The sequence below is a fragment of the Sphingomonas gellani genome, from assembly GCF_900110035.1.
Taxonomy (GTDB): domain Bacteria; phylum Pseudomonadota; class Alphaproteobacteria; order Sphingomonadales; family Sphingomonadaceae; genus Sphingomonas; species Sphingomonas gellani.
Map to the genome: position 1 here is coordinate 189,566 of NZ_FOCF01000004.1, position 21,823 is coordinate 211,388.

Below are 21,823 nucleotides of genomic sequence, written 5' to 3' on the forward strand. Positions count from 1 at the left end.
CGCTACGCGGCGCGCGGCGGCCGGCGCGTCAGCCGCACCCTTCGGATTTGTTCTCGCGCTTGCCGCCCGCATACCATTCCGGTGCGCCGCCGGCGTCCTGGTCATGGTGACACACTTCCGCCCCGCTGCCGTCCTGGTGGATCAGCACAGCCCAGTCATGGGCGTCGCAATTATGCGCCTCGCACCCATGCGCGGTCAGCGTGTCGCCACTGCGCGTGATCGGGATCTGCGGTCCGTCGCCGGCACGGATGAAGCGGCGAACATCCTCCGGCGCGCCCGATCCGTCGATCGCGGCGGTGACGACCGGCGCGTGCAGGAAGTCGACACCGTCGACCTTGTCGGACGGATATTTGTTCTCGAACCGGGACAGGTCGACGCTCGGTGTGGCCGCAGGGGGCGGGGCCGGTGTCGCGGGCGCTGGCGTGGTCGCATTGGTCGCGTTGCCCGCGTCCGGCGTCGGGGATCCGCAACCGGCGAGCAGCAACGCCAGCGTGAACAGGGGAAGTGTCGCCTTCATGCGCCGTGCCGCTCCATCAGTTCGGCCGGGTCCATGCCGAGCAGTTCGATATGCTCCCGGATGCGGGGCCAGTGGTCGGTCAGGAACTTCTCCCGCTCCGCCACGCGCAACCGGTCCGCCGCGTCGGGCAGCACGAACATGCCGACGCCGCGCCGCACCTCCACATAGCCGCTGTCCTGAAAGCTTTGATATGCCTTTGCCACGGTCAGCGGGTTGGCGCCGTGCTCCGCCGCCAGGGCCCGTACGGAGGGAAGCTGGTCGCCGGCCCGGAAATCGCCGCGCAGGATACCTGCGACGATCGTGCCGCGCAGGCGAAGATAGACCGGGCTATCCTCGCGCGTCAGGCCTGTCTGAACTGTCATGGTGCCATAATACAGCAAATGTGCTTGGCGTCGAGTCAGCCGCCCCAGCGGGAAACGATACGTGACATGTCTGGGCGCGGCCGTTCGTCCAGCGGGCGCGACGGCGTGCCGATGAAGGTGAAGCCGACGATCCGCTCCGGCGCCTGGCCGAACGCGTCGCGCACGCGGTCGCTGAACGCGGGCCAGCCGGTCAGCCAGCCGGCGGCATAGCCCAAGGCGTGCGCGCCGTGGTTCAGGTTCATCGCGGCGGCGCCCGCCGACAGTTCCTGTTCCCACACCGGAATGCTGCTGGCGAGTTGCGGGGAGGACAGGGTGACCACAAGCGTCGGCGCCTGATGCGCGAACTGCGAGAACGCCGCGACTTCGCTGTCCGGCGCGGCGGGACGCTCCTCCCGGTACGCGTCGGCGATCAGGCGGGCGAGCGCGTCGCGCCGGTCCTGCTGAACGATCACGAACCGCCACGGCGCCAGCTTGCCATGATCGGGCGTGCGCGCCGCCACGCGCAGGATCGTGTCCAATTCATCCGCATCCGGTCCCGGCGCCACCAGGTCGCGCGGTTTGCCGGATCGGCGGGTCAGGAGCAGCGACAGGGGCGTGGAGCGGTCGTTGAACATGGCGGCGATGTAGGGGCTGCCCCTGGGTTTGGCGATGGCGGCGCGATCGTGGTCCGGTAGGCGGTATCAGGCGGGCGCGAGCCGATCGGCCTTGCGGACGATCGTGGCGGCGCCCGCCAGCACGGCGGCATCCTCGACGAACCCGGTCGGCGTCTGGCCGTATCGCGGCATGGTCGCCATGCGCGCGCGCCAGCCGGGGTAGGAGGCGACGACCGCCGTCACCCCGCCGATCGCCGCGCCCAGCCAGCGCTGCCGCTTCGGCGCCAGTGCGGCGCCCGCGACGGCGGAGGTGACGAACCGCGCGGCCAGGCCGATCGGCACGATGCGGTCGGGCGCGGTCTTCTGCTTGTCGCCGGCCATTTCGCCGATCGCCAGGGCGACCGCGCCTGCGGCGACCAGCGGATGCGCCAGCAGCGCCGGCGCGCCGTTGTCCTTGGGCAGTTCGCCGCGGGCGGAAGCTACCGCCACGGTCGCCAGCGGCGTCATCGCGCGCTGTCCACCCACCAGCCCCATCAGGAACGACGCAAGCATGTCATTATCCTCCGCTTTCGCAACCGCGGTCCCAACGCCTGGCGGGGTAGGTCGGGTTCCCTGGCCCTTGCCCGTCCGGCCTTGGGCGAACGATGTTTACACCTGCCGCTTTGCCGCTAGGTTCCGCTGCAACCAGGCCGCCGACCAACGGCCGTGTTTTCAGGAGCGTATCCAGACCCATGGTGGACACCCCGACCGCGGACACCCCGCGCGAGCCGGACATCAGTCACATCAACCCGGCCGCAGAGGCGACCTGGTTCGGCCACCCCCGCCAACTCGCCCGGCTGTTCACCACGGAGATGTGGGAGCGGTTCGGCTATTACGGCATGCGGGCGCTGCTGACGCTGTATCTGACCCAGCATTTCCTGTTCGGCGATCGCGCGGCGACCGGCCTGTACGGCGGCTACACCGCGCTGGTCTATCTGACGCCGCTGGTCGGCGGCTATCTGGCCGACCAGTATCTGGGGTCGAAGCGTGCGGTGAAGTTCGGCGCGATCCTGATGAGCCTAGGCTATCTGACGCTGGCGTTCGGTGGACAGGCGGCAAAGCCCTATGCCACCGTCGACGGTCAGCGGTACGAGGTGGCGGTGGAGCGCAATGCGGCGGGCGCGGAGACGCGCTACGTGCTGGACGGCGGGCAGCGGCTGGCGATCAAGGGTAACGACGACGGCACCGTGTCGCTGCTCGGCGCGAACGGCCAACCGGCGCGGACGATCGCGAAGGGCGGCTTCGCCTCGGACGGGGAACGCAGCCCCTTCTACACCGCGATCCTGCTACTCGCGCTGTCGATGATCTCGGTCGGCAACGGCTTCTTCAAGCCGAACATCTCGACCATGGTCGGCGAACTGTACGAACAGGGCGACCGACGACGCGATGCCGGTTTCACCATCTTCTACATGGGCATCAACCTCGGCTCGCTGTTGTCGCAATTCCTCTGCCCGCTCTTGGCACAGGGTATTCCCGGCGTCTGGGCGGGCCTGGGCTGGTGGGCCGGGTTCGCGCTGGCGGCGTTCGGCATGTTCCTGTCGTGGAGCCTGATACAGTTCGATGGCGGTCGCCTGACGGGGTACGGCGAACAGCCGGCCGGACAGCCGGCGAACCGCGCGATCGGCATCTATGCCGCCGCGCTGATCGGCATCCCCTTGTTCTACCTGCTGTTCGTCAACCTGATGAACAATGCGGAGGCGACGGCGGCGTCGAGCGGCATCGTCGGATATCTGCTGGCGCTGCCACTGATGGGCAAGCTGTTGTTCGGAACCTTCCTGGTCGCGGTGCCCGGCATCCTGATCTGGTCGTGGCGCGTCGGTGACAGGCGTGAGTTCCAGATGATGCTGGCGGCGATGGTGCTCATCACCTTCAACGTCGTGTTCTGGACCCTGTTCGAACAGGCGGGATCCAGCCTGATCCTGTTCGCCGACCGCAACACCGACCTGACCATCTTCGGCTATCCGATCACCGCGGGGCAGACGCAGACCTTCAACGCGCTGTTCATCGTGCTGTTCGCGCCGGTCATGGCCGCGCTGTGGACCGCGCTCGCCCGGCGCGGGCTGGAGCCGTCGATCCCGGTCAAGTTCGGCATCGCGCTGATCGGCGTCGGCGCCGGCTTCCTGTTCCTGGTCTGGGGCGGGCAGTTCGCGGGTGCGGACTTCAAGGTTGCGATCTGGTGGCTGGTCGGGCTGTACCTGATCCATTCGCTGGCGGAGCTGTGCATCTCCCCCGTCGGCCTGTCGATGGTGACCAAACTGTCGATCGCGCGCATCGTCGGGCTGATGATGGGCGTGTGGTTCCTGTCGATCTCCGTCGCACAATATTTCGCGGGCGTGGTGGCGCAGGTCGCCAGCGTCGAGACGGTCGGCGGACAGGTCACCAACCTGAAGGTCAGCCTGGACACCTATAACGGCGTGTTCTGGACCATCGGCCTGGCCGCCGCGATCATCGGCGCCGGGTTGCTGGCCCTGTCGCCCTTCATCAAACGGTGGATGCACGGGGTACAGTGAGGGGAGCGCGGGGCCGGGTTCGAGAGGACCCGGCCCTGACCGCGGTAGGATGACAGTGCACCGCGCTTGTGCTGGTTTCGGGGGAGGATGACGATGACTGTCGCGATGTAATTGGCGGCGCTCGCCATGGCAGCTGTTCAGGAGGCGAGTGGCACCCAGGCGGCGATTTCCCCACCCAAACCACTGCCGCGTCAGGACGGCATGCTCGGCCAATCGCCCTATCCCGGCGAGGCGTTGCGCCTGCATCAGGAAGGAACAACGACACTCACGCTTCATGTGAACGCGAACGGCAGGGTCACCAGGTGTCTCGTCGCGACAAGCAGCGGATCACCCAGTCTGGACCGCGCCAGTTGCGCCTTTGCGCACGGCGTTCGGTTCGATCCCGCTCGCGATGGCGCGGGTGTGACTGTCGAAGGCGACACCAGCTTTCCCATGCACTGGCGTCTGCCGCGCGACTAGGATGTCCGCTCGATAGTGCCGGGCGAAGATGGCGCGCCGGCGCCCCGGCGCTGAGGTGATCGGTCGATCCTCGCTCACCCTCGCTAGTCCGCCAAGATCCGATCCGCCTCGTCCTCACGACCCCGGCCGCCCCGCGCGGCCACGGCCAGCGTCACCGCCAGGTCCATCGTCACATTGCCCAGCGTGCGGAAGATATCGGGCACCGTCTCCACCGCCACCAGCAGCCCCAGCGGCGCGACCGGCGCGCCGAAGGTGACGACGATCGGCGCGATGGCGCTGATGAAGCTGACTTGGCCCGGCAGGCTGACCGACCCCAGCGAGGTCAGCGTCGCGATCAGCACCGCCGCCGCCATGGTCGCCGCCCCGATCGGCGCACCGAACCAGTGGGCGACATAGATCGCCACCGCGAGGTTCATTGCCGGCCCCGTCGCGCGCATCATCACCACCGCCAGCGGCAGCACCACGCCCGACGTGTCCGCCCGCACGCCCAGCGCCTCCGCCCCCTTCAGCATGGTCGGCAGGCTGGCGAGCGACGATTGGGTGGAGATCGCCACCGCCTGCGCCGGCAGAGCGCCGCGCGCGAACCGGCCCAGCGGCACCCGCCCGACCAGCGCCGCCAGGGGATAGGCGAACAGGCTGACCACCACCCCCACCGCCGACACGATCGCGACATAATGGACCAGCGCCCCGAACGCCGCGCTCCCGGCCTTGGCGCCCACCGCAAAGGCGAGCGCGAACACGCCCAGCGGCGCGACCCAGATGATCCAGTTGATCATCACCAGCACCGTGTCGCGCATCGCGCGGAAGAACGCGGTCAGCGTGGCGCGCCCCTCCGGCTCGATCCGGGTCAGCGCGAACGCGAACAGCAAGGTGAAGATGATGAGCGACAGGAACGCGCTGTTCGCCGCCGCCGCGACGATGTTGGTCGGCACCAGCGTGGCGAAGAACGCACCGATCGGCGGCGCGGCGGCGGGGGGCGGCACGTCGCTCAACGCCGCGCGCAACGCCTGCGCCGATCCTGCGGGCAGCGGCACCAGATCGAGAAACAGCGGTGTCAGCAGCGCCGCCAGCACCGCACTGGACAGCATCACCACCAGGATCATCGCGATGGCGCGCGCCGCCGTGCGCCCGGCCTTCACCGCCTCCGCCGTTGCCGCGATGCCGGTGACCAGCAGCGATACGACCAGGGGGATGATCGTCATCTGCAACGCGTTCAGCCACGCGGTGCCGACCGGCTCCGCGATCGGCAGCAAGGCCGCCGCGACACCGGGCTCCGCACGCGCGGCCAGGATGCCGAGCGCCAGGCCCAGAACAAGCGACAACAGAATACGGGTGGGCTGCGACACGCTCGCGATCCTTGAACGAAAGCGCTATGGCGCGCCGAAACAGGCTGCATAGCGGATGGAAGCTCCTCCCATGGCAAGGAAATATTTCGGCACCGATGGCATTCGTGGCGCAACCAATGCGCGCCCGATGACGGCGGAGATGGCGATGCGCGTCGGCATGGCGGCCGGCACCTATTTCCTGCGCGGCGACCACCGCCACCGCGTGCTGATCGGCAAGGACACGCGCCTGTCGGGCTACATGCTCGAATCCGCGCTGGTCGCCGGTTTCACCAGCGTCGGCATGGACGTCATCATGGTCGGCCCGATGCCCACCCCGGCGGTGGCGATGCTGACCCATTCGATGCGCGCCGACATCGGCGTGATGATCTCCGCCAGCCACAACCCCTTCGCCGATAACGGGATCAAGCTGTTCGGGCCGGACGGCTACAAGCTGTCGGACGAGGCGGAGGAGGCGATCGAGGCGCTGATCGACGCCGCCGAACGGGGTGAGGTGGCGTTGGCGCCCTCCGCGCAGATCGGCCGCGCGCGGCGCATCGACGACGCGCAGGGCCGCTACATCCACTTCGCCAAATCCACCTTTCCGGAGAATCTGCGCCTCGACGGCCTGCGGGTGGTGGTGGATTGCGCCAACGGCGCCGCTTACCGCGTGGCGCCTGCGGCGCTGTGGGAACTGGGCGCGGACGTGATCGCGATCGGCGTCACGCCCAACGGCACCAACATCAACGACAAGGTGGGCTCCACCGCCCCGGAAACGCTGTCGGAAACCGTGGTCGCATCGGGCGCGGACATCGGCATCGCGCTGGACGGGGACGCGGACCGGCTGATCGTGGTGGACGAGCGGGGCCGGGTCGTCGATGGCGACCAGCTGATGGCCACCATCGCCGCGGCCTGGGCACGCGCCGGACGGCTGGCCGGGGGCGGGCTGGTTGCGACGGTCATGTCGAACCTGGGCCTGGAGCGGCACCTCGCCGCGCAGGGCCTTGGCCTGATCCGCACCAAGGTCGGCGACCGCCATGTGCTGGAGGCGATGCGCACGCGTGGCTACAATGTCGGCGGCGAGCAGTCGGGGCATATCATCCTGGCCGATTACGCCACCACCGGCGACGGCCTGGTCGCGGCGTTGCAGGTGCTGGCCGAGGTGAAGCGTGCCGGCGCCGCCGCGTCGGAGGTGCTGCACCGGTTCGATCCGTTGCCCCAGTTGCTCAAGAACGTCCGCTTCGCCGGTGGCAAGCCGCTGGAAGCGCAGTCGGTCCGCGACACGATCGCGCAGGCCGAGGCGGAATTGGAGGGCAAGGGCCGCCTCGTGATCCGCCCGTCCGGTACGGAACCGGTGATCCGCGTCATGGCGGAGGGCGACGATCCCGACCAGGTCGAACGTATCGTCGACCGCATCTGCGACGCCGTGCGCGTGGCGGCTGCCTGATGCTGGAGATGCGCGCCGCCTGCGAACGCTGCGGCACCGACCTGCCCCCGGATGCGGGCGGCGCGTTCATCTGTTCGCTGGAATGCACATTCTGCGCGGAATGCGCCGAGGCACTGGACGAACGCTGCCCCAACTGCCGCGGCGAATTGCTCGACCGCCCGACCAGAACCGGCGCGACGCTGAAGGCGCATCCGGTCGGGTGAGGATGGTGCCGGGGTAGCGGCTGCCCGAAGTCGCGTAGGATCGGCGCGGGAAGGTGGGTCGCGATCCGGATACTCGGTGTTGGCGACCGCTGATCCGCCCTCTTGTGATGCGTCACAGGGGGCAGTGGTGCGCCCTCATCATCGCAATATGCGCGCCGCATCCACCAAACGTACATCGTGCATCTGGTTCAGATAGGCTTCGTAATAGCCCTTGTGTGACGCCCCGACGATCGCGAGGAGCCGCGTTCCGGGCTTTCGGCCGAGCACGTCGCGGATGTTGGCCACCATGCGCAGATTGCGCACCTCCCAATAGGCTAGGTACCCGCGCCCGAACCGCTCCGGCGATGGCTCGTTCATGGTGGCGCCGAAGTCAGACTGGAATGCCCAGGCCTGGGCACGCGGCGAGTTATACGCGCGGTACAGGGCCAGTAAGCCGCCAGGCTCCGACACTCCGGCGGTCAGCGTCTCGTCCCAGGCCGCGCGCTGTTTCGTCACCGGGTTGTCCCATGCGCGCGTGATGGCGGCCTCATAGGGCTTTTCCTGTTCGGGCGGCGTCGACGCGTCGGCGGAATGGTCGTCGACACTCCAAAGCCGTTCCAGACCGAGCATGGCGGCGAGCGGTGCCGAGATCAGGTTTGTCTCGTTGCGGCTCGTGCGTCTCCGCTCCAATTGGCCAACAAGGTCGGCGGTCAGCCCGTCTCCGGCTTGTCGCTCCGATGGAGCCAGCCGCAGCCACTGGACAAGCGCCGAACCCGGCTCACCGGCAGCGAGGAATATCACGGCCAGGTGACGGCGCTGCGCCGGGATCGGTGCCTTGGGCCATGCCAGCAACAGCCGCTCCGCCTCCGCGGTCGCGGCAGGGACATTCAGCCCCGTCGCCTTGCTGGCGGCGGTAGGATCGGGACAGTAATCGAGCGTGTCCTTGCCGTATCGATAGGGATAGCGACGCAGCATGTCGCATTGCAGGCCGGACATGTCCTCCGTCGCGATCGCCTCGGGACGCCACCCGGCGAGCCGCTCGATCAGTGGCGTGAGCAGCTCGGATCGGAAGCCTTTCGGCAGTCCGGACAGGTGCGTGGTGCCCAGCACCAGGACTTCGTTCGGAGGTCCTGCCCGCGGCCCCTTCAGACGGTCCGGGTGGAAGCTGGGCCGATAATCGGCGGCGGTAGCGGCCGCACCGGCGAGCGCGGCGACAGCCAAGCCGATACCAACCGCGATCTTGCCCCTCATCATCATCACCACTCCCGTCCGATCAACGACAGCAAGGATTGCAGAGGTGTACCAGAAGGGCAATACACTTCGACCGATCTTTCGCCGTGGACCCAGCCGTCCCGGTCTAAACGCGGCATGTCGGCAATCCGCCTCCCTTCTGTCCTACATCGGCGTGCCATGGCATAGCGCCGCCATGACCCCGATGGCCCCCGTCAATCGTCCCGCTGACCACTCCCTGCAGCCGAAGTGGAGAACTGCGTTTCAGCTCTCCACTTTCTCCACTTCACAGGCGGGACGCGCGTGAAACCCGCGCGTATCCTCGTCATCGCGGGATCGGATTCCGGCGGCGGAGCGGGCATCCAGGCGGACATCAAGACGGTCACGATGCTGGGCGGCCATGCCATGACCGCGATCACCGCGCTGACCGCGCAGAACACCTTGGGCGTACAGGCGGTGATGCCGGTGCCGGCCGACATGGTGCTGGCGCAGATCGATGCTTGTGTGTCGGACATCGGCGTCGATGCGGTGAAGATCGGCATGATCGGATCGGCAGAGGTGGCCGATGCGGTGGCGGCCCGGCTGGAGCGGATCGATGCGCCGGTGGTGTTCGACCCCGTGATGGTCGCGACCAGCGGGTCGGTTTTGGCGGACACGGCCACGGTGGCGGCGTTCGACCGGCTGATGCGCCGGGCGACGCTGGTCACGCCCAACCTGCCCGAACTGGCGGCGCTGGGCGGAGAGGCGGCGGTGCGCGCGACCGGCGCGGCGCTGCTGGCGAAGGGCGGCCATGGCGAGGGCGAGCAGGTGATCGACCGGCTGGTCGAGGCGAATGGCAACGAGCATCGCTGGGCCGGGGAGCGGATCGACACCTCCTCCACCCATGGCACCGGTTGCACGCTGGCCAGTGCGATCGCGGAGGGGCTGGGTCGCGGCCTGACTCTGTCACAGGCGGTGGCGCGGGCGCGGCTGTTCGTGCGGATCGCGCTGCACGAGGCGCCGGGTCTGGGCGCGGGGCATGGTCCGATGGGGCAGGGGCGGGTGCGGCTGGACTTGGACTTGGGCGGTCCCGCGACGAACCAGGTGACGCTGCCGGCCGCCGACCATGACGCCAGTGTCGCGTTCTATCGGCTGCTCGGCCTGCGCCAGATCGTCGCCAGCGGGGGCCGCTACGCTCGCTTCGAGGGCGAGAACGGCGCCACCCTGTCGGTCGAAGCGGCCGACGAGGTCGATGGTCGCGCGGTCGTGTTCCTGGAGGTCGATGATCTGGACGGGGCGGTCGCGCGGCTGCGTACGGCCGGCCACCGTGTCGATGATCCGGTGGCGCAACCCTGGGGCTGGCAGGAGGCGCGGCTGCGCGATCCGGCCGGCAATCCGCTGTGCCTGTACCGGGCTGGCGAAAACCGGCGCTTCCCGCCATGGCGGTTGTCATGACCCAGGTCACGAGCAAGGCGATCCGCATCACCCGGCCCGGCCGCTCCTTCGAACGGCTGCACCCCGCGCCTGTGGTCGGCGTGGACGAGGCGGGGCGCGGGCCGCTCGCCGGGCCGGTGGTCGCCGCCGCGGTGATCCTGCCGGACAAGGGCGTGCCCCGTGGGCTGGACGATTCCAAGAAGCTGCCGGCGAAGGAGCGGGAGCGGTTGCACGACCGGCTGCGCGCCTGTGCGCGGGTCGGCATCGGCATCGTCGAGCCGGCGGAGATCGATGCGCTCAACATCTATTGGGCGACGATGAAGGCGATGACGCTGGCGGTGGAGGCGCTCGCCGCCGACGGGCTGTGCACGCCCTCGCATGTGCTGGTCGACGGCAACCGCCTGCCGCGCTGGACCTGGCCGGCGACCGCGATCGTAGGTGGCGACGCGCGGTCGCAATCGATCGCCGCCGCCTCCATTGTCGCGAAGCACACGCGCGACCGCATCATGATCGCGGCGGCGGAAACCTATCCGCATTATGGCTGGCACTCGAACAAGGGCTATGGCTGTGCCGCGCATCTGCGCGCGCTGCGCGAACATGGGCCGACACCGCTCCACCGGCGCAGCTTCGCGCCCGTCGCGCAGGCGGAGTTGCCGTTCCTCGCGGCGGAATGACTCCGGCTCCGCGTCGCGCGACGCTGTCCGACGACTCGGTTCGTCGCACGGCGCGTGGATGAGTCTTTTGAGTCACACCGCAACCGGTTGAGTCGCGTGGCGGGTGGCGGACTCAAGATATGGGCTTTCGGCGGTCAGACGTCGCCGATCGGGTGATCGGGCCGACGCGTCGTCCTGCATCCGAACTCTTGACGCGGTTAACCCTGTCGGGGTTTCTCGGGCGCGAAGGGGGACGTGATGGGGGCAGTTCAGTTGGTCGCGCGGGCAAGGACGCGCAAGCCGGAGCAGCCGGCGGAGGCGGTGTCGCTGCCGCTGGACCAGATCGTCATGGCCGATTGCGTCGCGGCGATGCGCGCGCTGCCCGATGCCAGCGTGGACCTGGTTTTCGCCGATCCTCCCTATAACCTGCAACTGGGCGGCGAGCTGTTCCGCCCGGACGGCAGCCATGTCGATGCGGTCACCGACGACTGGGACAAGTTCGACACCTTTGCCGCGTACGACGCGTTCACCCGCGCCTGGCTGGCGGAGGCGCACCGCATCCTGAAGCCGAACGGCACGATCTGGGTGATCGGCAGCTACCACAACATCTTTCGCGTCGGCGCCAGCCTGCAGGATCAGGGCTTCTGGATCCTGAACGACATCGTGTGGCGCAAGGCGAACCCGATGCCCAATTTCAAGGGCACGCGCTTCACCAACGCGCACGAGACGCTGATCTGGGCGTCGAAGGGGGAGAAGGCGAAGTACACCTTCAACTACCGCGCCATGAAGACCCTGAACGACGAGCTTCAGATGCGCTCGGACTGGGAGTTCCCGATCTGCGGCGGTGGCGAGCGCTTGAAGAAGGACGGGCAGAAGGTCCACCCGACCCAGAAGCCGGAGGCGCTGTTGTACCGCGTCCTGCTCGCATCCACCAAGCCGGGCGACGTGGTGGTCGATCCGTTCTTCGGCACCGGCACGACCGGCGCGGTGGCGAAGCGGCTCGGGCGGCACTGGATCGGTATCGAGCGGGAACCGGGATATTGCGCGGCGGCGATCGAGCGAATCGAGGCGGCGCTGCCCCTCGATGAATCGGCGCTGGCGACAATGCAGAGCCCGCGCGCCCAGCCGAAGGTCGCGTTCGGCGTGCTGGTAGAGAACGCCTATCTGCTGCCCGGCGCGACCCTGACGTGTGCAAAGCGGCGGCACGTGGCGACCGTCCGCGCTGACGGATCGCTGGCCGCGCCATGCGGCACGGTCGGGTCGATCCACAAGCTGGGCGCGACGTTGCAGAACGCGCCGGCGTGCAACGGCTGGACGTTCTGGCATTACGAGGATGCCGGGGTGCTGAAGCCGATCGACACGTTGCGCCAGACCTACCTGCTCGCCACGCAACCCTGACCCGGCCCGGCCTGCCATGCACCTGCGCCCGGTCCAGTTCGTCGACACGCCCGTCACGCATGACGATGGCGCGGTGGCGCGGCTCGCGGGCGGCATGCAGTGGTTCGCCGCCTATGAAGTGATCGAGGCCGGCCGGCGGCGCGTGGTGCCGGTGGCGCAGGTGGACGCGCTGGGGGAGCGGGCGGCGACGCTGCATCGCCTGATCACGGCGCCCCGTGCCCCGCTGACCCTGGGGGAGCGGGTGCTGCGCCTCGACCAGCCGCTGGTCGCCGGTATCCTGAACGTCACGCCCGACAGCTTTTCGGACGGGAGCGCCCATGCCGACGATCCCGCCGGTGCGGCGACGGCCGGCTTCGCGATGGGCGAGGCGGGTGCCAGCCTGGTCGATGTCGGTGGCGAATCGACCCGACCGGGCGCGAAGACCGTGTGGGAGGGGGACGAGGCGGCGCGCGTCGTGCCCGTGGTCGAGCGGCTGGTGAAAGGCGGCGCGACGGTCTCCGTGGACACGCGCAAGGCGTCCGTGATGGAGGCCGCGCTGGCGGCGGGTGCGCACATCGTCAACGACGTCTCGGCCTTGTTGTGGGACGACCGCGCGCTGGAGGTGGTGGCGCGTGCCGGTTGTCCGGTAGTGCTGATGCATTCGCCTGATCCGAAGGCGGGGGGACATGGCCGTGTCGGTTACGACAACGTCCTGCTCGACGTGTTCGACTGGCTGGAGACGCGGGTCGCCGCGGTGGTCGCAGCGGGTATCGCCCGGTCGCGCGTGCTGGTCGATCCGGGCATCGGCTTCGGCAAGTCACTGTCCGACAATCTGGCCCTGCTTAACGGCCTTGCCATGTTTCACGGCCTGGGCTGTCCGATCATGCTGGGGGCGAGCCGCAAACGGCTGATCGGGGCGCTGTCGAACGAGGCGCCGGTGGCGGCGCGGCTGGGCGGCAGCGTCGCGCTGGCGCTCAAGGGGGCGGAGGCGGGCGTGCAATTGCTCCGCGTTCACGACGTACCCGAAACGGTGCAGGCGGTGCGCGTGTGGCGCGGCCTGCGCGACCGCGCGTTGGTCGGTTGAGGGCGGACGGGCACCCGGAAGCGGGCACGATACACCCGCCACATCCTCTTTTTGCGGTGCAGCAAGACTTCGTTACGAAACCGACGCGGGGCGGAAGGTTTGTGTGGCTACATGCACAGGCCAACCAAGCGAGAACCGTCCCATGAACCCGATCGACAACAAGCCGCGCAATACGTCCGCTCCGTCCGCGCGCGGGTCGCTGATCCTGCTCACGTTCGGACTGCTCGTGCTGGCGTTCCTGGTCGCGATCGATCGCCCGCACTGGTTCACCGTGAAGCCCGCGACGGGCACCGCGGCCGCGATGTCCTATGCAGGGCAGGCGCCGGATCGTTCGTGACGGCGGCGCGGTCCCGCCACTCGCACGGGTCGGTGGCGGTCAGCGGGAGCCGTAATGGGCGACGGGCGTTCGGCCGCCGATGATTATCGAATCCACACCCCGTATGCGCCAGATCGCGGCAGAGGTCTGGCGGCCGCTGGCGGCGCTGTTCGTCTGGGACTGTATCGTCACGGCGACCTATATTTACCTGCCGTTTCGCGCGCCTTCCTTGCCGCTGACCTTGTTCGGGTCGGCGCTCGCGCTGTTCCTCGGCTTTCGCGTCAACTCTGCCTATCAGCGGTGGTGGGAGGGGCGCGTGTTGTGGGGCGCGATGATCAACGCCTCGCGCAGCATCGCGCGCAGTGCCCGCAACTTCCTGCCGGAGGAGGCGCTCGACCTGAAGCGGACCATCGTCCTGCGCCAGATCGCCTATGTGCAGACGCTGCGCTGCCAGTTGCGCCGCCAGCCGCACGACCAGGAGGTGCTGCGCTTCCTGTCCAAGGGGGAAGCAGAGCCGGCGCTGGCGCGGACCAATGCCGCCAACGGTCTGCTCGACGGCACCGGTCGACGGATCGCCGATGCTGTGCATACCGGCTGGCTCGACACGATCCAGCAATCCGCGATGGAGGCGGTGCTGGTCGACATCGCCAACGCGCAAGGCGGCATGGAGCGGCTGAAGAACACGCCACTGCCAGCACAGTATCGTTTCTTCCCGACCCTGTTCGCGCACCTGTTCTGCGTGCTGCTGCCGATCGGGCTGGTCGAGACGTTGGGCTTCGCGACGCCGCTCGGCTCGACGGTGGCCGGGCTGATGTTCCTGGCCGTGCTGCGGATTGGTGAGGATCTGGTCGATCCGTTCGCCAACACGGTACACGACGTGCCGCTGTCGGCGATGTGCCGCACGATCGAGATCGATCTGCTCCAGGCGCTGGGCGACGAGGCGCCGCCGCCGTTGCAGCCCGAACGCGGCATCCTGTGGTAACGGCCGGAACGGCGGGTTGAGGCCGCGTCAGGCGGCGTGGTCGATGCCCAACTCGCCCAGCTTGCGATACAGGGTGGACCGGCCGATCCCCAGCCGCCGCGCGACCTCCGTCATGCGACCGCGATAATGACCGATGGCGAGGCGGATCACATCCGCCTCGATATCCTCCAGCGCGCGCAAATTGCCGTCGGGCCGGAACAGCGTCACCCCGCCCGCCATCGCGGCGGAATGGGTGGCGTTGCGACGCTGGCCCATGCTGGCGATCTGGGGGAAGTCGGCACGGGTCAGGGCCGCGCCCTCGCACAGCACCGCCGCGCGGAACAGCGCGTTCTGCAATTGGCGCACATTGCCCGGCCAGTCATAGCCGGCGAGCAGTTGCAGCGCCTCGTCCGTGATGCCGAGCGGCCGTAGTCCCGGTTGCGCGGCGATCCGCGCCAGCAGGTGGCGGGTCAGGGCCGGGATATCGTCGGCGCGTTCGCGCAGCGGCGGGATCGTCACCGGCACCACGTTCAGGCGATAGAACAGGTCCTCGCGAAAGCGGCCGGCCTCCACCTCCTCCACCAGTCGCTTGTTGGTGGCGGCGATGACGCGCACGTCGACCTCGCGCGGGTGGCGAGCGCCGATCGGCTGCACCTCACCCGATTGCAGGACGCGGAGCAGCTTGACCTGCGCGTCCAGCGGCATCTCGCCGATCTCGTCGAGCAGGATGGTGCCGCCGTCGGCGTCGACGAACTTTCCGATCTTGCGCTCGAACGCGCCGGTGAACGCGCCCTTTTCGTGCCCGAACAGTTCGGATTCGACCAGGTTGGCGGGAATGGCGCCGCAATTCACCGTCACCATCGGCTTCTTGGATCGCGGCGACGCAGCGTGGATCGCCTCCGCCACCACTTCCTTGCCGACGCCGCTTTCGCCCTCGATCAGAACCGGGACGCGAGCGCGGGCCGCCTTGGCCGCGATTGCCAGCGCGGCGCGGAAACCGGGCGCCGACCCGACGATCTCGTCGAAGCCGAGCAGCGCCGGAATCTTCTCGGTCAATGGCCGCAATTCGCCAGCTGCCGTGTCCGCCACCGCCGCGTCCAGCGCCGACAGCAGCCGTTCGGGCGCCAGCGGCTTGACCAGGAAATCAGTCGCGCCCGACCGCATCGCGGCAACGGCGTGCACCACGGACCCGTTGGCGGTCAGCATCAGGATCGGCAGCGCTGGGCGGCGCGCGCGCAGTTCGGCGATCACCGCCGCCACGTCGCTATCGGGCGCCGGATGGTCGAGCAGGATCGCGTCCAGCTGCATGCCGTCCTGGGTGCCGAGCGTCGCGATCGCCATCTCGCCGTCCAGCGCGAAGATCGATCGCCATCCCGCACGGGCCGCCATGGCCGACACCAGCCGGCGCTGGGCAGGCTCGTCGTCGATCAGCAGAAGCAGGCGCTGGCCGTTGCGCGTCATGAAAGGTCCCGTTCGGTTCGCAGGGCTTCATAGGATGGCGGCGGTAAAGGGCGGCTTAAGGGTGGTGGCCAGCACGACCGATTGCGCGACACGGGACTTGAGGGTGGCGGATGTGGGGGCTAAGCTTTCGCCAGAAACGCTTTGCCGGGAACAGCCGATGGCCGATGATGCCAACCTTCAGGGCCACGTGGCCACCTATTCGCAACTGATCGGCATGCTGAAATGGGGCGGGTTGGCCTGTTTCCTGATCGCCGCCTTCGTCATCTGGCTGATCGCCTGAGCGCCGCCTGATGAAGATCGCCGTCCTGAAGGAGCAAGCGGACGGCGAACGGCGGGTTGCGGCCACGCCCGAAACGGTCCGCAAGCTGGTGGCGCTCGGCGCGACGCTGGCCGTGGAGGCCGGGGCGGGAGAGGCGGCCTCTTTCTCGGATGACGATTACGCCGGCGCGGGTGCGGTGGTCGGATCTAGCGCGGACACCATGGCTGGGGCGGGGATCGTGCTCGCGGTCCAGGGTCCCGATCCCGCGTCGCTCGCCGGGCTGGCCGATGGCGCCTGGCTGGTCGGCGGGCTGGACCCGTTCGGATCGCGCGACCGCGTGGACGCCTATGCCGCCGCCGGGTGGGAGGCACTGGCGATGGACCTGATGCCGCGCATCACGCGGGCGCAGTCGATGGACATCCTGTCGTCGCAGTCGAACCTGTCGGGGTACAAGGCGGTGCTGGACGCGGCGGCCGAATATGGCCGCGCCTTTCCGATGATGATGACGGCGGCGGGCACGGTCAGTGCCGCGCGCGTGTTCGTGATGGGTGTCGGCGTCGCCGGGTTGCAGGCGATCGCCACCGCGCGCCGGCTGGGCGCGCAGGTGTCGGCGACCGACGTGCGATCCGCCACGCGCGAACAGATCCTGAGCCTGGGTGCCAAGCCGGTGTTCGTGGAGAATGTCGCGGGGATCGAGGGAGAGGGGTCCGGCGGCTATGCCGGCGAGATGAGCCCGGAATATCGCGCCGCGCAGGCGGAGCTGGTCTCTGGCCATCTCGCCAAGCAGGATGTGGTGATCACCACCGCGCTGATCCCCGGTCGCGCCGCACCGCGGCTGATCTCCGACGCGCAACTCGCCAGCATGCGGCCGGGCAGCGTCGTCGTCGACCTGGCCGTGGAGCAGGGCGGCAATGTGGAGGGCGCGGTCGCCGGACAGGTGGTCACGCGGCACGGCGTGCGCATCGTCGGTCACCGCAACGTGCCCAGCCGGCTGGCGGCGGATGCATCGGCGCTGTTCGCGCGCAACCTGTACAACTTCCTCTCCGCCTTCTGGGACAAGGATGCCGCTCGACCGGTGCTGGACGCGGAGATCGGCGACGCGATCCGGCTGACGCGGGGCGGACAGGTGGTGAACCAGAGGCTGCTGGCGTGATCGCGCGGTCGCCACGGCGCTGTCCTACAGGCGTTCGGCAGTGATACGTCGCGTCACATTCCATCATGGTGGCGGTGGGGCGCGAATGAAGCGCGTTGCCGACAATTTCGACAACTTCGGGGGCTGACATGGACTTCATCGCGATCCTGTCGATCTTCGTGCTGGCCTGTTTCGTCGGCTATTACGTGGTGTGGTCGGTCACCCCTGCGCTGCACACGCCGCTGATGGCGGTGACCAACGCCATCTCGTCCGTCATCATCGTCGGCGCGCTGGTGGCGAGCGCCGCGTCGGGATCGCCCGGCTCCAAATGGCTGGGCCTGGGTGCGGTGGTGCTGGCGAGTATCAATATCTTCGGCGGCTTCGCGGTGACGCAGCGGATGCTGGCCATGTACAAGAAGAAGGAGCGGCCGGCCGGCGCGGTCGCCAGGCACTAGGGTCGCGTTCCGGCAGGCGCCGGGTTCCACCGCGCCGGTTCGTGCCGGTGGACAGTTGGGCTCCGACAATCGCCGGGGTTACGAAAAGGGGGTTGAACGGGTGCAACAGGCGACATCGACGAACCCCTGGGTGGCGCTGTCCTATCTGATCGCGGGCGTGTGCTTCATCCTGGCGCTGCGGGGACTGTCGAACCCGGAGAGCAGCCGACGCGGCAACCGGATGGGCATGATCGGCATGGCGATCGCGGTGGTCACGACGCTGGTCACGCACGTGCCGCGCATGGCCTTGATCGGTGCGCGCGGTGCGGAGTCGCCGTTCACCGCCGGCATCGACTGGCTCACGACCGCTGAGATCGTCGCGGCCATCGCCCTAGGCGCCGCGATCGGCATCGTCACCGCGCGACGCATCGCGATGACCGCGATGCCGCAGCTGGTCGCCGCGTTCCATTCGCTGGTCGGCCTCGCCGCGGTGCTGGTCGGGGTGGCGGCGTATCTGAACCCGCAGGCGTTCGGGATCGCCGACCTGGTGGTGCCGATGATCGGCCAGCCCTTTGCCGTCATCCATCCCTCCAGCAAGGTGGAGATGGGTCTGGGCGTCGCGATCGGCGCGATCACCTTTTCCGGCTCGGTCATCGCGTTCCTGAAATTGAACGGCACCATGGGTGGAAAGCCGATCCTGCTGCCGATGCGCCATGTCGTGAATCTGGGCGTTCTGGCCGCGATCCTGCTGCTGGTGGCGCAGTTCGCGCATACGCAGGACGGTTGGACGTTCTGGGCGCTGATCGCCTTGTCGTTCCTGATCGGCTTCCTGCTCATCGTGCCGATCGGCGGCGCGGACATGCCGGTCGTGGTGTCGATGCTGAACAGCTATTCCGGCTGGGCGGCGGCGGCGATGGGCTTCACGCTGCACAACAGCGCGATGATCATCACCGGCGCGCTGGTCGGATCGTCGGGCGCGATCCTGTCCTACATCATGTGCCGGGCGATGAACCGCAGCTTCCTGTCGGTCATCGCGGGCGGCTTCGGCGCCTCCGACACGGCCGGCGGCGCGGGGGCGGCGGCGATCGACCGGCCGTGGAAGCGCGGATCGGCGGAGGATGCCGCGTTCCTGATGAGCCAGGCGGAACAGGTCATCATCGTGCCCGGATACGGCATGGCGGTCGCGCAGGCCCAGCATGCGCTACGCGAAATGGCCGACCGGCTGAAGGCGCAGGGCGTGCGCGTGAAATATGCGATCCATCCGGTCGCGGGCCGCATGCCCGGCCACATGAACGTCCTGCTCGCAGAAGCGAACGTGCCGTATGACGAGGTGTTCGAGCTGGACGACATCAACGCCGAATTCGCGCAGACGGACGTCGCCTTCGTGATCGGCGCCAACGACGTCACCAATCCTGCCGCCAAGACGGACAAGTCGTCACCGATCTACGGCATGCCTGTGCTGGATGCGGAAAAGGCGAAAACGGTGTTGTTCGTGAAACGGTCGATGGGCGGGGTCGGCTATGCCGGCGTCGACAATGACGTCTTCTACCGCGACAACACGATGATGCTGCTCGCCGACGCCAAGAAGATGGTCGAAGAGATCGTCAAGGCGATGGCGTGATCGGCTGACAACCTCCGTTCCGGAGGGAATGTCCGGTCCAGAGGGAATGTCACGCCATTCCGGACCGTTCTGCGTTGAACCGAAACGGTGGCATTGCATAAGCTTAGCTGGTCTTCGATAGGGGCGATGATGTTCGAACCAGCTGCTGATCCTTCCGCGCGAGAGCCGTTTACCGCCGTTCTGGTGACCGATCCGAACATGGCGGCGCCCGCCATGGAGTCGATGCGACTGGCCGGGGGGCGGCTGATCTCGCAACTCGACTGGAGCGCGGTTCCGACCCGGCTGGGCCGGCAGGCGGGGCGGCCGGTCATCCTGGTGGAAGCGGAAGGGGTGGCGGAACCGGTGCTGTCCGCCATGCTGCCGCGCATCGACGCCATTGCCTCCACCCTCGACCTGGAGGTGGTGGCGGTGATCGACGCGGACGCGATCGACACGGTGACCGCCACGCTGTTCGGCCCGTCCGTCCAGCTGCTGTGCGAACCCACGCTGGCCGACCGCGTCGCGGCGCTGGCCGTGGCCGCGGAAACCAGCGGCGCCGCGCCGATCCACGACACCTGGCGGGAGGGGGAGGCGGCCCGGCTGCAACGCCTGAACCAGGAAGTCGCCCGGATTGCGGAGGTGCTGTCGCGCCTGACGCGGCGAGAGGGGTTGCCGCCCAGCGGAATGCTGGCCGCCGATGTCGAGGACAAGCGGGACGCCTTCGATCCCGGCCCCGCGACGGACGAACAGCCGATCGATCCGGCGGAGGTCCGCCGCGCGATCCGGGCGCGGCGTCTGCGCGACCAGTTCCTGTCTCAGGGCCTGTTCGAGGACCCGGCCTGGGACATGATCCTGGACCTGTTCGCCGCAGAACTGGAGGGTGTGCAGGTATCGGTATCCAGCCTGTGCATCGCGGCGGCGGTGGCGCCGACCACCGCGCTTCGCTGGATCAACAAGATGGTCGATGCCGGCCTGTTCGTGCGGGAGCCCGATCCCTTCGATCGGCGACGCGCCTTCATGGCGCTATCCGATCGCGCATCGCGTGGAATGCGCGCCTATATGGCCGCAACCCGACGCGCGGGGCTTGCCATCGCATGATGTTCGCGGGCATGGGCGATACACATCCCGTGATCGGGGGCGCTTAGCTCAGCTGGTAGAGCGGCTCGTTTACACCGAGTAGGTCGGCGGTTCGAACCCGTCAGCGCCCACCATCCTTGTTCTGGCGGGCCGTCGTATGGACGAAATGACGCTGGCCGTGGTCGGGCTGGACCATCCCAACTCCGACAAGGCGCGCAGCAACCGCCGGTATGATGCGCTGCTGTGCGTGCCGGGTGAGCCGGTCGAGCTGCGGCCGGAGCCGGACAATCCGCATGACCCGCACGCGGTGGCCGTATTCGGTGCGCGGGGCGTGCAGATCGGATACCTGACCGCCGAGCGGGCGCCGTGGATCGGCGCACGGATCCGGGCGGGGGAGGCGGCCGTCGCCCTGTTCCAGGGCATGGGTGGGAACGCAGCCTTTGTCCGCATTCGCTTCGGCGGCGATGCACCGACGCTGCCGCCCGCTGCCCCCCGGTCACAGATCGCGGTCGCCGAATATGCCGACCCGGACGGCCCGGAATGGGGAGCATGACCACGTTAGCCGCCGGTTTCGACCTGAAGGGCCGTTCGGCCGTGGTCACAGGCGCCTCTGGCGGGCTGGGCTTCGCGATAGCGCGCGGGCTCGCGCTGGCCGGTGCCGATGTCCGCGTCCATGGCCGTGACCCGATCCGCACGGCAGAGGCGGTGGCGCGCATCGTGGCCGAGGGCGGCCGGGCGACGGCGATGATCGCCGATCTGGAGGATGAGCAGGCGCTGACGGATACGGTGGCCACCATCGGGCCGCTCGACATCCTCGTCAACAATGCCGGACGCCGCGATCGACGCCCGCTGGCCGACCTGACGCGTGCCGATGTGCGGCGAATGCTGGAGGTCAATCTGGTCGCGCCGTTCGACCTCGTCCGGCTGCTGGCGCCGGGCATGCGTGCCGGTGGCCGCGTGGTCAACGTCACGTCCATCGCCGGGCCGATCGCGCGGGCGGGCGACGCGGCCTATACGGCGTCGAAGGGAGCGCTGGAGGCGCTCACCCGCGCGCTGGCGGCAGAGCTCGGCCCCCGCGGCACCACCGTCAACGCCGTCGCCCCCGGCTTTTTCGCGACCGATGCCAATGCAGGGATGGTCGCCGATGCGGCGGTGGCGCAGCATCTGCGATCGCGAACGGCGCTTGGTCGCTGGGGAAAGCCCGAGGAGATCGTCGGCGCGGTGCTTTTCTTGGCCTCTCCCGCGGCGTCCTACATCACGGGTCAGGTGCTGGCGGTGGACGGCGGCTACACCGCACATTTCTGAGCGCCGCCCGACGGGAGCAGGGCCATTGGCGCTCGCGGGTGTGCTCGCTCCTGTTCGTGATGCCGTCTGGTTCAGTGCCCGACGCGCGTT

The 21,823-nt window shown here is 68.7% G+C and carries 24 protein-coding genes and 1 tRNA gene; 18 read left to right on the forward strand and 7 right to left on the reverse strand.

Features of this window, described 5'->3' with window-relative positions; genetic code table 11:
- Positions 1–28 precede the first annotated feature (28 nt).
- The 4 genes from BMX37_RS09555 to BMX37_RS09570 all read right to left on the reverse strand — a co-directional run bounded on the left by BMX37_RS09555 (position 29) and on the right by BMX37_RS09570 (position 2,024).
- A complete protein-coding gene (locus BMX37_RS09555; protein WP_093665506.1) occupies positions 29–517 on the reverse strand; it encodes a hypothetical protein in 489 nt (162 codons plus the stop codon).
- Positions 514–879 carry a GntR family transcriptional regulator gene (locus BMX37_RS09560; RefSeq protein WP_093665663.1) on the reverse strand — a complete coding sequence of 122 codons (366 nt, stop codon included), beginning with the start codon at positions 877–879 and terminating at the stop codon, positions 514–516. Before BMX37_RS09560 ends, BMX37_RS09555 begins: the two co-directional genes overlap by 4 nt.
- Before the next feature lie 35 nt (positions 880–914).
- Complete coding sequence (locus tag BMX37_RS09565) at positions 915–1,493, reverse strand: nitroreductase family protein (protein ID WP_093665507.1); 579 nt, start codon at positions 1,491–1,493, stop codon at positions 915–917.
- A 66-nt stretch (positions 1,494–1,559) separates the two neighbouring features.
- A complete protein-coding gene (locus tag BMX37_RS09570; protein ID WP_093665508.1) occupies positions 1,560–2,024 on the reverse strand; it encodes a DUF4126 family protein in 465 nt (154 codons plus the stop codon).
- Between the two features lie 179 nt (positions 2,025–2,203).
- On the opposite strand from BMX37_RS09570, the gene BMX37_RS09575 reads away from it, so the two are divergent.
- Together BMX37_RS09575 and BMX37_RS09580 are read left to right on the forward strand one after the other, a co-directional pair.
- On the forward strand, positions 2,204–4,021 hold the full coding sequence (locus tag BMX37_RS09575) for a peptide MFS transporter (protein WP_093665509.1): 1,818 nt from the start codon (positions 2,204–2,206) through the stop codon (positions 4,019–4,021).
- Positions 4,022–4,132: 111 nt separating this feature from the next.
- Positions 4,133–4,480, forward strand: a complete 348-nt coding sequence (locus BMX37_RS09580; RefSeq protein ID WP_139198065.1) for an energy transducer TonB — start codon at positions 4,133–4,135, stop codon at positions 4,478–4,480.
- A gap of 83 nt (positions 4,481–4,563) precedes the next feature.
- On the opposite strand, the gene BMX37_RS09585 is transcribed toward BMX37_RS09580, so the two are convergent.
- Positions 4,564–5,826: a dicarboxylate/amino acid:cation symporter gene (locus BMX37_RS09585; protein WP_093665511.1), complete on the reverse strand. Its 1,263-nt coding sequence runs from the start codon at positions 5,824–5,826 to the stop codon at positions 4,564–4,566.
- A 70-nt stretch (positions 5,827–5,896) separates the two neighbouring features.
- On the opposite strand from BMX37_RS09585, the gene glmM reads away from it, so the two are divergent.
- Positions 5,897–7,249, forward strand: coding sequence for a phosphoglucosamine mutase (gene glmM / locus BMX37_RS09590; RefSeq protein ID WP_093665512.1), 1,353 nt, complete (start codon positions 5,897–5,899; stop codon positions 7,247–7,249).
- Positions 7,249–7,452 (forward strand): DUF1272 domain-containing protein, encoded by a 204-nt coding sequence (locus BMX37_RS09595; RefSeq protein WP_093665513.1) that lies wholly within the window; start codon positions 7,249–7,251, stop codon positions 7,450–7,452. The genes glmM and BMX37_RS09595 overlap by 1 nt, the downstream gene beginning before the upstream one ends.
- 138 nt (positions 7,453–7,590) lie before the next feature.
- Here BMX37_RS09595 and BMX37_RS09600 read toward each other — a convergent pair whose 3' ends face one another.
- Positions 7,591–8,688, reverse strand: coding sequence for a DUF5694 domain-containing protein (locus BMX37_RS09600; RefSeq protein ID WP_244501511.1), 1,098 nt, complete (start codon positions 8,686–8,688; stop codon positions 7,591–7,593).
- Positions 8,689–8,964: 276 nt separating this feature from the next.
- On the opposite strand from BMX37_RS09600, the gene thiD reads away from it, so the two are divergent.
- From thiD to BMX37_RS09630, 6 genes are all read left to right on the forward strand, one after another.
- Positions 8,965–10,095, forward strand: a complete 1,131-nt coding sequence (thiD, locus tag BMX37_RS09605) for a bifunctional hydroxymethylpyrimidine kinase/phosphomethylpyrimidine kinase (protein WP_093665514.1) — start codon at positions 8,965–8,967, stop codon at positions 10,093–10,095.
- Complete coding sequence (locus tag BMX37_RS09610) at positions 10,092–10,748, forward strand: ribonuclease HII (protein ID WP_093665665.1); 657 nt, start codon at positions 10,092–10,094, stop codon at positions 10,746–10,748. The genes thiD and BMX37_RS09610 overlap by 4 nt, the downstream gene beginning before the upstream one ends.
- 237 nt (positions 10,749–10,985) lie before the next feature.
- Positions 10,986–12,125, forward strand: a complete 1,140-nt coding sequence (locus tag BMX37_RS09615) for a site-specific DNA-methyltransferase (RefSeq protein ID WP_093665515.1) — start codon at positions 10,986–10,988, stop codon at positions 12,123–12,125.
- Positions 12,126–12,141: 16 nt separating this feature from the next.
- Positions 12,142–13,188: a dihydropteroate synthase gene (gene folP / locus BMX37_RS09620; protein ID WP_093665516.1), complete on the forward strand. Its 1,047-nt coding sequence runs from the start codon at positions 12,142–12,144 to the stop codon at positions 13,186–13,188.
- A gap of 142 nt (positions 13,189–13,330) precedes the next feature.
- A complete protein-coding gene (locus BMX37_RS09625) occupies positions 13,331–13,525 on the forward strand; it encodes a hypothetical protein (RefSeq protein WP_093665517.1) in 195 nt (64 codons plus the stop codon).
- 79 nt (positions 13,526–13,604) lie between these two features.
- Positions 13,605–14,486: a bestrophin family protein gene (locus BMX37_RS09630; protein ID WP_093665518.1), complete on the forward strand. Its 882-nt coding sequence runs from the start codon at positions 13,605–13,607 to the stop codon at positions 14,484–14,486.
- A 27-nt stretch (positions 14,487–14,513) separates the two neighbouring features.
- Here BMX37_RS09630 and BMX37_RS09635 read toward each other — a convergent pair whose 3' ends face one another.
- Entirely contained in the window at positions 14,514–15,926 is a 1,413-nt protein-coding gene (locus BMX37_RS09635) for a sigma-54-dependent transcriptional regulator (protein WP_093665519.1), read from the reverse strand.
- 157 nt (positions 15,927–16,083) lie between these two features.
- Between BMX37_RS09635 and BMX37_RS09640 the strand changes: the two genes are divergently transcribed.
- The 8 genes from BMX37_RS09640 to BMX37_RS09675 all read left to right on the forward strand — a co-directional run bounded on the left by BMX37_RS09640 (position 16,084) and on the right by BMX37_RS09675 (position 21,733).
- The gene (locus BMX37_RS09640; RefSeq protein WP_093665520.1) at positions 16,084–16,206 is read left to right on the forward strand and encodes an aa3-type cytochrome c oxidase subunit IV; all 123 of its coding nucleotides are present in this window, start codon (positions 16,084–16,086) and stop codon (positions 16,204–16,206) included.
- A gap of 10 nt (positions 16,207–16,216) precedes the next feature.
- Positions 16,217–17,338 carry an NAD(P) transhydrogenase subunit alpha gene (locus BMX37_RS09645; protein ID WP_093665521.1) on the forward strand — a complete coding sequence of 374 codons (1,122 nt, stop codon included), beginning with the start codon at positions 16,217–16,219 and terminating at the stop codon, positions 17,336–17,338.
- Positions 17,339–17,466: 128 nt separating this feature from the next.
- Entirely contained in the window at positions 17,467–17,772 is a 306-nt protein-coding gene (locus tag BMX37_RS09650; RefSeq protein WP_093665522.1) for an NAD(P) transhydrogenase subunit alpha part 2, read from the forward strand.
- Between the two features lie 100 nt (positions 17,773–17,872).
- Positions 17,873–19,372, forward strand: a complete 1,500-nt coding sequence (locus BMX37_RS09655) for an NAD(P)(+) transhydrogenase (Re/Si-specific) subunit beta (protein WP_093665666.1) — start codon at positions 17,873–17,875, stop codon at positions 19,370–19,372.
- 126 nt (positions 19,373–19,498) lie between these two features.
- Complete coding sequence (locus BMX37_RS09660; protein ID WP_093665523.1) at positions 19,499–20,449, forward strand: MarR family winged helix-turn-helix transcriptional regulator; 951 nt, start codon at positions 19,499–19,501, stop codon at positions 20,447–20,449.
- 37 nt (positions 20,450–20,486) lie between these two features.
- Positions 20,487–20,562 (forward strand) — tRNA-Val (locus BMX37_RS09665).
- Positions 20,563–20,585: 23 nt separating this feature from the next.
- Complete coding sequence (locus tag BMX37_RS09670) at positions 20,586–20,981, forward strand: HIRAN domain-containing protein (protein WP_093665524.1); 396 nt, start codon at positions 20,586–20,588, stop codon at positions 20,979–20,981.
- The gene (locus BMX37_RS09675) at positions 20,978–21,733 is read left to right on the forward strand and encodes an SDR family oxidoreductase (protein ID WP_212611426.1); all 756 of its coding nucleotides are present in this window, start codon (positions 20,978–20,980) and stop codon (positions 21,731–21,733) included. Before BMX37_RS09670 ends, BMX37_RS09675 begins: the two co-directional genes overlap by 4 nt.
- Positions 21,734–21,823: the final 90 nt, after the last annotated feature.